This window comes from Shewanella jiangmenensis, from assembly GCF_018596335.1.
Classification (GTDB): Bacteria; Pseudomonadota; Gammaproteobacteria; order Enterobacterales; family Shewanellaceae; genus Shewanella; species Shewanella jiangmenensis.
In genome coordinates this window covers 155,727-166,971 of the sequence record NZ_JAHEPS010000003.1, presented here as the reverse complement: position 1 = coordinate 166,971, position 11,245 = coordinate 155,727, and the positions used below count along the sequence as shown (strand labels likewise).

General features: G+C 54.4%; 10 protein-coding genes. 2 read left to right on the top strand and 8 right to left on the bottom strand.

The features are described 5' to 3' along the window. Positions 1 to 25: 25 nt before the first annotated feature. From rseP to rpsB, 8 genes are all read right to left on the bottom strand, one after another. On the bottom strand, positions 26 to 1,396 hold the full coding sequence (gene rseP, locus KJI95_RS09580) for a sigma E protease regulator RseP (RefSeq protein WP_214506972.1): 1,371 nt from the start codon (positions 1,394 to 1,396) through the stop codon (positions 26 to 28). A 19-nt stretch (positions 1,397 to 1,415) separates the two neighbouring features. Further along, the gene (gene ispC / locus KJI95_RS09575) at positions 1,416 to 2,603 is read right to left on the bottom strand and encodes a 1-deoxy-D-xylulose-5-phosphate reductoisomerase (protein ID WP_214506971.1); all 1,188 of its coding nucleotides are present in this window, start codon (positions 2,601 to 2,603) and stop codon (positions 1,416 to 1,418) included. A 2-nt stretch (positions 2,604 to 2,605) separates the two neighbouring features. Then, entirely contained in the window at positions 2,606 to 3,463 is an 858-nt protein-coding gene (locus KJI95_RS09570) for a phosphatidate cytidylyltransferase (protein WP_214506970.1), read from the bottom strand. A 23-nt stretch (positions 3,464 to 3,486) separates the two neighbouring features. Next, positions 3,487 to 4,287: a polyprenyl diphosphate synthase gene (uppS, locus tag KJI95_RS09565; RefSeq protein WP_214506969.1), complete on the bottom strand. Its 801-nt coding sequence runs from the start codon at positions 4,285 to 4,287 to the stop codon at positions 3,487 to 3,489. 82 nt (positions 4,288 to 4,369) lie between these two features. Then, positions 4,370 to 4,927 carry a ribosome recycling factor gene (gene frr / locus KJI95_RS09560; RefSeq protein WP_214506968.1) on the bottom strand — a complete coding sequence of 186 codons (558 nt, stop codon included), beginning with the start codon at positions 4,925 to 4,927 and terminating at the stop codon, positions 4,370 to 4,372. A gap of 43 nt (positions 4,928 to 4,970) precedes the next feature. Then, a complete protein-coding gene (gene pyrH / locus KJI95_RS09555) occupies positions 4,971 to 5,699 on the bottom strand; it encodes a UMP kinase (protein WP_214506967.1) in 729 nt (242 codons plus the stop codon). A gap of 68 nt (positions 5,700 to 5,767) precedes the next feature. Continuing rightward, a complete protein-coding gene (gene tsf / locus KJI95_RS09550; RefSeq protein WP_214506966.1) occupies positions 5,768 to 6,619 on the bottom strand; it encodes a translation elongation factor Ts in 852 nt (283 codons plus the stop codon). A 129-nt stretch (positions 6,620 to 6,748) separates the two neighbouring features. Next, complete coding sequence (gene rpsB, locus KJI95_RS09545; RefSeq protein ID WP_214506965.1) at positions 6,749 to 7,477, bottom strand: 30S ribosomal protein S2; 729 nt, start codon at positions 7,475 to 7,477, stop codon at positions 6,749 to 6,751. A 359-nt stretch (positions 7,478 to 7,836) separates the two neighbouring features. Between rpsB and map the strand changes: the two genes are divergently transcribed. Next, a complete protein-coding gene (map, locus tag KJI95_RS09540) occupies positions 7,837 to 8,637 on the top strand; it encodes a type I methionyl aminopeptidase (protein ID WP_214506964.1) in 801 nt (266 codons plus the stop codon). A gap of 8 nt (positions 8,638 to 8,645) precedes the next feature. Continuing rightward, positions 8,646 to 11,219, top strand: a complete 2,574-nt coding sequence (gene glnD, locus KJI95_RS09535) for a bifunctional uridylyltransferase/uridylyl-removing protein GlnD (RefSeq protein ID WP_214506963.1) — start codon at positions 8,646 to 8,648, stop codon at positions 11,217 to 11,219. The last annotated feature ends 26 nt before the right edge of the window (positions 11,220 to 11,245 follow it).

Below are 11,245 nucleotides of genomic sequence, written 5' to 3'. Positions count from 1 at the left end.
CTTCTGATTATTTGTCTGTCCTTGCTCAGAGTCGGGCAAAATCATTGAAAAGGGCGATACTCATCAACATTAGCAGCAGCGCTGCCCCAAATCTGAATCCAATTTCCTGCACCTTTTCAGATACAGGCTTCCCAGTGATCACTTCCACAAAGTAATACAGCAAATGGCCGCCATCGAGCACGGGTAAGGGCAACAGGTTGATGATGCCCAAATTCACGCTGATTAACGCCAAAAATCCCAAAAAGTACACCAAGCCATAGTTGGCACTGTTGCCAGCCCCCTGGGCGATGGATATTGGCCCGCTCAAATTCTTCACCGACACATCGCCGGTAAAGAGTTTGCCAATCATCTTGAAGCTGACCACAGTCAGCTGCCAGGTCTTATCGGCCGCAACCGCCAAGGAGTCTAACACGCCGTATTGCAACTGGATACGCATCGCCTCTGGCAGTTCACTGGCGGCCGGCATAATGCCGATAAGACCAATTTCTTTGCCATCGGGGCCTTTTCCGGCCTTGGGCGTGGCGCTTAAGACCAGTTGCTCACCATCGCGTTTTACCGTGAGCGCTATAGTTTTGTTGGCTGACGCCTGAATGGTACTGACAAACCACTCCCATCCGCCATAGCTCACGCCATCAATCCCAATGATTTCATCCCCTTCGCGAACACCGGCCGCCTCAGCCGCGCTGCCTTTGGTGACAGACGCCACCTTGGGCAGTATTTCCTGACGCAGCATATCCAGACCCAAGGTCGCTATCGGCGACTCTCTTTCCGGATCGAAACGCCAGCTACGGGTGTCCAGGGTGAAGGTACGCTCATCGCCGCCCTGCCCTTCAAGGCGCATCAGCGGCGCCACGGTCAGGCTCAGGCTGTCATCGCCGATATGGCCTACCAGTGCAAGATTCACCTCTTCCCAGTTGCGAACCTTCTGTCCTGAGACAGCAAGGATTTGCATCGGTTCCGTGACAGCGATAACTGCCGCAGGAGAATTTTCACGGGTGCCATCAATCACAGGCTTCATCGACGGCACACCAATCAGGTACATGATGTACAGCGCAATCACCGCGAAGATAAAGTTGGCAATCGGGCCTGCCGCCACAATGGCGATGCGCGCCCACACGGATTTGCGGTTGAATGCCTGGTCTTTTTGCGCCTCAGGCACCTCATCGACCCGCTCATCGAGCATCTTAACGTACCCGCCAAGCGGGATCATGGCAACCACGTATTCGGTGCCATCCTTGCCGGTGCGCCGCCACAGCGCTTTACCAAAGCCGATGGAAAAACGCTCGACTCTCACGCCACAGCGACGGGCCACATAAAAATGGCCATATTCATGGGCGGTGATCAGCAATCCCAACGCCACAATGAAGGACGCGGCATTCCAGAGGAAGTCGTACATTTTTTCTCCTTCGTCAGTGTCAGCGCCGGCTCACCAATTGATTGGCGAGCCTGCGGGCCTCAGCATCAAGGGCAATAATCGCCTCAATCGAGTCCAGATGGGTTTTGGCTATCTTACCCAGACATTCAGCATTAATTACAGCAATATCCGTAAATCCGATTTGACCGTTCAAAAAGGCAGCCACCGCCACTTCGTTAGCGGCATTAAGCACTGTAGTGGCTTCCTGGCCGTCATGGCAGGCATCCATCGCGAGTTTCAGGCACGGAAAACGGCTAAAGTCGGGTTCACAAAAACTCAAAGTGCCGAGTTTGAAGAAATCCAGCGGCTCAACACCGGCGCTGATGCGCTCAGGATAGGCCATGGCATGGGCGATGGGGGTACGCATATCGGGATTACCCATCTGCGCCAGCACACTGCCATCACGGTACTGCACCATGGAGTGAATAACGCTTTGGGGATGAATAACCACCTTAAGCTCATCGGCGGCAGTATTAAACAGCCAACGCGCCTCGATATACTCAAGCCCCTTGTTCATCATGGTGGCAGAATCGACCGAGATTTTCGGGCCCATGGACCAGTTGGGGTGCTTGCAGGCCTGTGCAGGCGTCATGGCCGCGAGCGATTCAAGCGGCGATGTTAAAAACGGACCGCCGGAGCCAGTCAGCAAAATATGGGAAATACCGGCTGCGGATAAATCACAGTAACCGAGCTCACGCTGCACCTTTTCGGGCAGGCACTGGAAGATAGCGTTATGCTCACTGTCCACCGGCAACAGCACGGCGCCGCTTTTACGGGTTTCGGCAATAAAAAGCTCACCGGACATCACCAGCGCTTCTTTGTTGGCGAGCAGCACCCGCTTACCGGCCTTTACAGCCGCAAGCGTTGGCACCAGACCTGCGGCGCCGACAATCGCGGCCATCACGGTATCGACATCGCTGTGGCTTACCAGCGCAAGCAGCGCATCTTCACCCGTGGTGACTTCGATGTTGAGATTTGCAGGCAGCTGCGCGTTAAGTGCTGCTGCAGCTTTGCCGTCCACCATGTGGGCAAAGCGTGGCTTGTGCTCAATACAGAGCTCGAGCATCCGCTCAACGCTGCTTGCCGCCACCAGGGCAAAGGCACAGTAATGCTGCGGATTACGCTTAACCACATCCAGCGTGCTTTTACCGATGGAACCTGTAGCGCCCAGAACGACCAGATTTTGCATGCTTACATCCAGAAGGCGATGTAGATAAGGGTGAACACCGGCAAGGCGGCGGTGAGGCTGTCGATGCGGTCGAGCACCCCGCCATGGCCCGGCAATATAGTGCCTGAATCCTTGATATTGGCCACCCGCTTGAACATACTCTCGGTCAGATCGCCAAGTGCCGATGCAAGCGCAGTAAACAGGGTCACGGCAATCACCAGCCCAAGCTCCTGCTGCGGCGACAGATTCATCACAATCGCCACCACTATCATGGTGGTGGCCAGTCCACCCACCAGGCCTTCGATGGTCTTGGCCGGGCTCACATTGGGCGCAAGCTTGGTGCGGCCAATAGCCTTACCCACAAAATATGCGCCGCTGTCGGCGGCCCACACCACCAGCATCACCAAAAACACCAGAATGCCGCCAAAATAGGGCTCTGCTGCGGAGCTTAATGACTTGAGCGTCACCAGCGACACAAAACAGGGCAGCAGCGTGAGCTGACCAAACAGGGATTTCAGCATGTGGCTTTGCTGCCACAGTTTGGCGCTCTTGGGGAATGACAAAACCAGCGCCATGGCAATCAGCCACCAGATGGCGCCAAGCAAAATCACCGCATAAAAAATCGGATGCAGCTGACCTGAATGCCAAATATCACCCACAGGCACCAAGAGGTTAAGCGCCACCAGCAATATGACCAGCGTGAAGGTGAAGCTCCACTGGGTCATCTGGCAATTGGGATCGATAATGCGCCCCCATTCCTTGGCAGCAAGCAAAAATACCCCCACCAAGGCCCAGGCGAAGAACTCAGATGGCAGATAAAAGATGGCACCAAATACCAGCGGGATAAGCCAGATTGCTGTTATTATTCGTTGTTTTAGCAAAAAACGTCCCTCGTAAAATAAACTCAGGCGCGCATTTCTTCGATTTGACCCCCGGTCAATCCGAAACGGCGCTGGCGGCTCGCAAACAGGGCGATGGCCTCTTTAAAACATTGCTCATCAAAATCGGGCCACAGGGTGTCAGTAAACACCAACTCAGCGTAGGCCGCCTGCCAGAGCACAAAATTGCTGATGCGATAGTCGCCACCAGTGCGGATCATTAAATCAACTTCGCCCTGACTTTGCATGCATAAATGCTGGCTTAAGGCTTCTTCAGTAAACTGACTGCTGTCGATTTCGCCAGAAGCCAACTTTTGGGCGAGCTGATTGGCTGCCTGAAGTATGTCCCAGCGTCCGCCATAGTTGGCTGCCACGTTGAGAGTCAGTTCCGTATTGCCGGCGGTTTTGGCTTCGGCTTCGCGGATTTGCTTTTGCAGCCGCTGTGAAAAACGGCTGGTATCGCCGATAATGTTCAGCCGCACGCCGTTGGCATCAAGCAGTTTTATCTCCCGCTTGAGCACAGTAAAAAACAATTCCATCAGCAGGCTGACTTCGGTGTCAGGCCGGCGCCAGTTTTCACTGGAAAAGGCAAACAGTGTCAGAGATTTGATGCCTAATTGACGGGCAGTACTGACCGCGCGGCGCACCGCTTTGACTCCTGCCTTGTGCCCCATCACCCTTGGTTTGCCCTGGGCCTGCGCCCAGCGGCCATTGCCATCCATGATAATGGCAACGTGGCCCGGCAGGGTTTGATTGACCAGCTCAGATACGCCATCAAGCGCAGTGGCATCGGTCACCTCAGTGGCATGTTCCCTGATAAAAGACATCGATATACAACCCTGAAAATAGACAAACGCCGTGTAGTATACCCCTACACGGCGTCTTAACTCTAGCACCGAGTCCGGAGGCTTAGACCTCCATCAACTCCGCTTCCTTGGCAGTCAGCAGCTCGTCGATCTTCTTGATGTGCAGATCGGTCATTTTCTGCACTTCTTCTTCGCTGCGGCGTACATCGTCTTCAGTACACTCTTTGTCTTTTTCCAGCTGCTTGAAGTGAGAGTTGGCATCGCGGCGCACGTTACGCACGGCAACACGGCCCTGCTCGGCTTCAGCGCGAACCACTTTCACCAGGTCGCGACGACGCTCTTCGGTCAGCGGTGGCAGTGGAATACGGATAGTCGCACCGGCTGACATAGGGTTTAGACCCAGATCAGACATCATGATGGCTTTTTCCACGGCCTGGATGGCGCTGCGGTCAAATACGTTCACGGCCAGGGTGCGTGAATCTTCAATCACTACGTTACCCACTTGCTTGAGCGGGGTCATGGTGCCGTAGTAGTTTACATGAATGGTGTCCAGCAGGCTTGGGTGGGCACGACCAGTGCGTACCTTGGCCATTTGCGCCTTGGTGGCTTCTACACACTTGCCCATGCGGTCCTGGGCGTCTTTTTTGATATCTTCAATCACGTTAAATGTCCTTTTCGGTCATTAAAGTTCGAAAACTTATCAGTTATTTCTTGATGATGGTGCCTTCACCCTCTTCGCCCATGATAACACGGCGCAGGGCACCTGGCTTGTTCATGTTGAACACCAGGATCGGCATATCGTGGTCACGGGCCATGGTAAAGGCAGACAGGTCCATGACTTTCAATTCTTTGTCGAGAACTTCGTTATAGGTCAGTTCTTCGTATTTCACGGCCTCTGGATCCTTCATCGGATCGGCAGAGTACACGCCGTCAACCTTGGTGCCTTTTAACACGACATCGGCTTCGATTTCAATGCCGCGCAGGCAGGCTGCGGAGTCGGTGGTGCAGAAAGGATTGCCGGTACCGGCAGCAAAAATCACCACACGGCCAGACTTGAGCAGGCTGATGGCCTCGGCCCAATTGTAACGGTCACACACCCCGTTGAGCGGGATGGCTGACATCAGACGGGCATTCACATAGGCACGGTGCAGTGCATCACGCATTGCCAGGCCGTTCATCACGGTAGCCAGCATACCCATGTGGTCACCCACCACGCGGTTCATTCCGGCCTTGGCAAGGCCTTCGCCGCGGAACAGGTTACCGCCGCCAATGACAACGCCTACCTGGATCCCCAGTTCAACCAGTTCCTTGATTTCCTGAGCCATACGATCCAGTACGCTGGGATCGATACCGAAGCCCTCATCGCCCATCAGAGCTTCACCGCTTAATTTGAGAAGAATGCGTCGAAATGCAGGTTTTGGATTGGTGCTCATGATTTTAGTCCTGATTATAACAAGACCGCAGCGGCTGCTGCGGTCTTGGGATTCATAACGATGGGCTATTAAGCCTGTTGAGAAGCAGCGATCTGCTTGGCCACTTCGGCCGCGAAATCTTCTTGTTTCTTCTCGATACCTTCACCCACTTCGAGGCGGATGAAGCTGGCAACAGTGGCGCCTTTTTCTTTCAGGAATTCGCCAACAGTCTTCTTAGGCTCCATGATGAATGGCTGACCGGTCAGTGATACTTCACCGGTGAACTTCTTCATACGGCCTTCAACCATCTTCTCAGCGATTTCTTTTGGCTTGCCTTCGTTCATGGCGATTTCCACCTGAACTTCTCGCTCTTTGGCAACCACTTCAGCTGGAACGTCTTCTGGGTTCAGGTAGTCTGGCTTAGAAGCCGCTACGTGCATGGCCAGGTGCTTCAGAGTTTCTTCGTCAGCGTTACCGGTAACCACTACACCGATACGGTCGCCGTGACGGTAAGAGGCTGCGTTGGCACCGTCGATGTACTCAACGCGACGAACGTTGATGTTTTCACCGATTTTGGCAACCAGAGCAACACGGGCTTCTTCAAACTGAGCTTTCAGATCTTCAACAGATACTTTGGCAGCGGCAGCTGCGTTCAGTACTTCGTTAGCGAAAGCCAGGAAGTTAGAGTCCTTAGCTACGAAGTCAGTCTGACAGTTTACTTCCAGCAGAGTAGTGAAACCGGCACCTTGCTGGATGAGGATAGTACCTTCAGCAGCGATGTTACCAGCCTTCTTGGCAGCCTTGGCGGCGCCACTCTTACGCATGTTATCGATCGCCAGTTCGATATCACCGTTAGTCTCTTCCAGAGCCTTTTTACAATCCATCATGCCGGCGCCAGTGCGCTCGCGCAGTTCTTTAACCAGGGCAGCAGAAATTGCCATTGTTAAATTCCTCGTAAGATAGTCCGGCAATTACTTGCCGTGTCAGCAGGTGTAAAACAGGGGCACCAAGGCCCCTGTCAACCAATCATAGATCTTGGTTAATAAGGGAGATGGAAACCATCAACCTTATTATTCGGCTTCTACGAAACCGTCTTGCTCAGCTTGTACAGCCAGATCCTGACCACGGCCAGCTTTGGCAGCAGTAGCAGCAGCTTCGGTGTACAGGCGGATGGCGCGCATAGCGTCGTCGTTACCTGGGATGATGTAGTTAACGCCATCTGGAGAGGCGTTGGTATCAACCACGGCAACTACTGGGATACCCAGGTTGTTGGCTTCTTTGATGGCGATGTGTTCGTGGTCAGCACCGATCACGAACAGAGCGTCAGGCAGGCCGCCCATGCTCTTGATACCACCCAGAGACTTCTCGAGCTTTTCCAGCTCGCGAGTGCGCATCAGGGCTTCTTTCTTGGTCAGCTTGTCGAAAGTACCGTCAACAGACTGAGTTTCCAGCTCTTTCAGACGCTTGATTGACTGACGAACGGTTTTCCAGTTGGTCAGCATACCGCCGAGCCAGCGGTGGTCAACGTAGTACTGGTCACAAGAAACAGCAGCTTCTTTGATGGCTTCGCTGGCAGCGCGCTTGGTACCAACAAACAGGATTTTACCTTTCTTGGAAGCTACGTTGCTGATGAAAGCCAGAGCTTCGTTGAACATTGGTACAGTGTGCTCGAGGTTGATGATGTGTACACCGTTGCGGGCACCGAAGATGAATGGCTTCATCTTTGGGTTCCAGTAACGGGTCTGGTGACCGAAGTGTACACCGGCCTGGAGCATGTCGCGCATTGAAACTGTAGTCATTTTGAATACCTTAAAAAGTAAAAGGGGTTCTACCTCCACGTATCCCATGGCTTCGACCAGAGCCGTTTTGCGGCCTAAGGCACCCCGAAGCATGTGTCGACACGTGTGCGATTTAGTATTTACCGATTAGCCATGTATAATGGCCGCCATATTTCACTCACACCGCCCGGTTGTCGCGGCGATGGTCGACCTCGAAGGCCGCCAGGTTCCACCGAAGGCAATCCAGTGGCAGTGAATTAGAGTCAAACATAACGGCGCGCTTTATACCATAAATCCGCCCCCGACACAAGTTTTTGCGGGGCAATACAGGTGCGGCAGCGTCGTGATTTCCCAGTGATACCAGGTGAGAAAACAACCGAATGAGTATAGTCATCAAGACAGCTGCCGAGATAGAAAAAATGCGCGCCGCCGGCAAATTGGCCGCCGACGTTCTGGAGATGATAGCCCCCTTCGTCAAGGCCGGCGTCACCACCAACGAACTCAATGACATCTGCGCCAAGTACACCGAGGAGCAAGGTGCCATTTCTGCGCCGCTTAACTATCATGGCTTCCCTAAATCCATCTGCACATCGGTCAACGAGGTGATTTGCCACGGCATTCCATCCGACTATGTGCTCAAGGATGGCGACCTCATCAATATCGACATCACAGTGATTAAAGACGGCTTCCACGGCGATACTTCAAAGATGTTCTTTGTCGGTGAAGTGTCAGCCAAGGATAAGCGCTTGTGCCGCATCACCCAGGACAGCCTGTATGCCGCCATCCGCAAAGTGCGCCCCGGCGTCAAACTCGGTGAAATCGGCACCACCATTGAAAAGGTCATCAAGGGCGCCAAAACCGGCCTTGAGAAATACAGTATCGTGCGTGACTACTGTGGCCATGGCATTGGCGCGACCTTCCACGAAGAACCCCAGGTCATGCACTACAAAAACAATGATGGCACTGTGCTGCGCCCCGGCATGTGCTTCACCATTGAGCCGATGATCAACGCCGGTCGCCATCAAACCGTGCTCGATAAAAACGATGGCTGGACCGTAACCACCATCGATGGCAAAAACTCCGCCCAGTACGAGCACACCCTGCTGGTGACTGAAACCGGCGTTGAAGTGCTCACCCTGCGCAACGAAGAAGATTTCCCTCGTATTATCAATCATAAATAAGGCAAGTCATGACGACGGCTTCGGATGCCAAGGCGTCTTTGCAGGCGCTTAATCAGGAATTGGCACTGGCGTTTCAGGCCAGGGAAAATGTGGTTTCGCTGGTTAAAAAGCGCTGCCGGGTCGTCGATGAATTGCTGATAAATGCCTGGAGCCATCACGGCCTTGGCAATTATCCGGTGGCGTTGGTTGCCGTGGGCGGTTATGGCCGCGGCGAGCTGCACCCCCACTCCGACATCGACCTGTTGTTTTTGGTCGATGAAAACCTGCCAAAAGAAGCCGAGTTTGTACTTGGCTACTTTATCGCCTTTTTGTGGGACGCGGGGCTCGAAATCGGCCACAGCGTGCGCAGCGTGCCCGAGACCTTATCCCAGGGCCGCGGTGATATCACCATTGCCACCAATTTGCTCGAAGCCCGCTTCCTGACCGGCAAGAGTATCCTGTTTGGTGAGCTGTACGATGCTATCCGCAGTCAGGACTTCTGGCCATCGAGCGACTTTTTTATTGCCAAGCGCGACGAGCAAACCGCCCGCCATGCCAAGGCCAGCGCCTTTGACCTTGAGCCCAACGTCAAAAGCTGCCCGGGGGGCCTCAGGGACATTCAAACCGTTGCCTGGGTCGCCATGCGTCACTTTAACGCCTCGCGCCTTGAAGAGCTGGTCGGCCATGGGTTTCTTGACCCAGAGGAGCTTGATGAGCTGCTCGAGTGTCAGCAGTTTTTGTGGCAAATCCGCTTTGCGCTGCACATAGCCTCCGGCCGGGATGAAAACCGGATGCTGTTTGATTTACAGCGTCAGGTGGCCGAGCTGATGGGCTTTGAAGACCAGACCCAGCTTGCGGTCGAGCAGATGATGAAGCACTACTACCGCACGGTGCGCCGGGTGATGGAGCTTAACGAGATGCTGCTGCAGCTCTTTAAGCGCGCCACCCTCGGCAACTCCAAGGCGCTCGATATAGTGCCCATCAACGAGACATTTCAGCGCCGCGGCAGCTTTATCGAAGCACTTGCCGAGGAGCCGTTTGCACGGCCCGAAGACATCATGGGGCTGTTTTTGCTGATAGCCCGCAACTCCAACATCCGCGGCATTTACGCCCCGACGCTTCGCTCCCTGCGCCAGGCCCGCAAGGCGCTTACCCAGCCGCTGATGGAATATCCAGAGTGTCGTCAGGTGTTTATGGAAATTCTGCGCCACCCCCGCGGGATTTCGGCGTTTTCATTAATGCACAAACACGGCATTCTCTCGGCTTATCTGCCAGCCTGGCGCGCTATCGAAGGGCAGATGCAGTTTGACCTGTTCCACGCCTACACTGTGGATGAGCACACCCACAGGCTGCTGCTTAATATCGAGCGTTTTTCCCAGCCGGAACAAAAAGATGAATTTCCGCTTGGCTCGGTGCTGATAAATCAGCTCCCCAAAAAAGGCCTGCTGGTGCTTGCGGCTATTTTCCACGATATCGCCAAGGGGCGCGGCGGCGACCACAGCAAACTCGGCGCCGTGGATGCACTGACATTTTGTAAGGATCATGGCCTTAACGATCACGACGGCCGTTTGGTGAGCTGGCTGGTTGAAAACCATCTGGTGATGTCGGTCACCGCCCAGCGGCGCGACATTTCCGACCCCGATGTGGTGGCGGATTTTGCCGCCAAGGTGCGCGATGCGGTGCACTTAAGCTACCTTTACTGCCTGACAGTGGCCGACATTTGTGCCACCAACGAAAAAACCTGGAACAACTGGAAAGGCTCGCTGCTGCGGGATCTTTACTTTTCGACCCAGCGGGTGCTGGCGCGGGGTAAAGAAAAGCCTGTCGATATCCGTGCCCGGGTGCGTGAATACCAGGCCAAGGCCAAAAAGGAGCTGCTGCGCCGTGGCGTGAAAGAGAAAGATCTCGATGCCCTCTGGGCGCGCTTCAAGGCCGATTATTTTTTGCGCCACCAGCCAAGCCAAATCACCTGGCATGCCGAAGGCATTCTAAAGCACCGCCAGGATGAACCGCTGGTGCTGATTTCCAAACACACTACCCGCGGCGGCACTGAACTGTTTGTGTACTGTAAAGACAGGCCAAAGCTGTTTGCCACCGTGATGGCGGTGCTGGATAACAAAAACATCAACGTCCATGACGCCACCGTCATGACCTCGAAGGATAATTACGCGATGGACAGCTTCGTGATCCTCGAGCAGGATGGCGAGCCCCTGTCGCAGCTGTCGCGCATTCAAAGTATCCGCAAAGGGCTTGAAAAGGCGCTGTCGGGCGATAGCGCCAAGCCGCCGAAGTTTCGTAAGCTGTCGCGCAAGATGAAACCTTTTAATGTACCGACACAGGTCAGTTTTCTGCCGGGCAGCCGCCATGGTACAAGTATGATGGAACTCATCGCACTGGACATGCCCGGGCTGCTTGCGCGGGTCGGCGACATTTTTTACCGCTGCGAAATTACCCTGCTGGCCGCGAAAATCACCACTATCGGTGAGCGGGCGGAAGACTTTTTCGTGCTGCAGAATCGCGAGGGCCAGGCCCTCGATGACACAGAGCAGCAACAGCTCAGGGAGGCGCTGGTTGGCGCCCTGTCCCCGAGTGCAATTCACTAATCCTTTTATCTGAAGACGGGAGATCC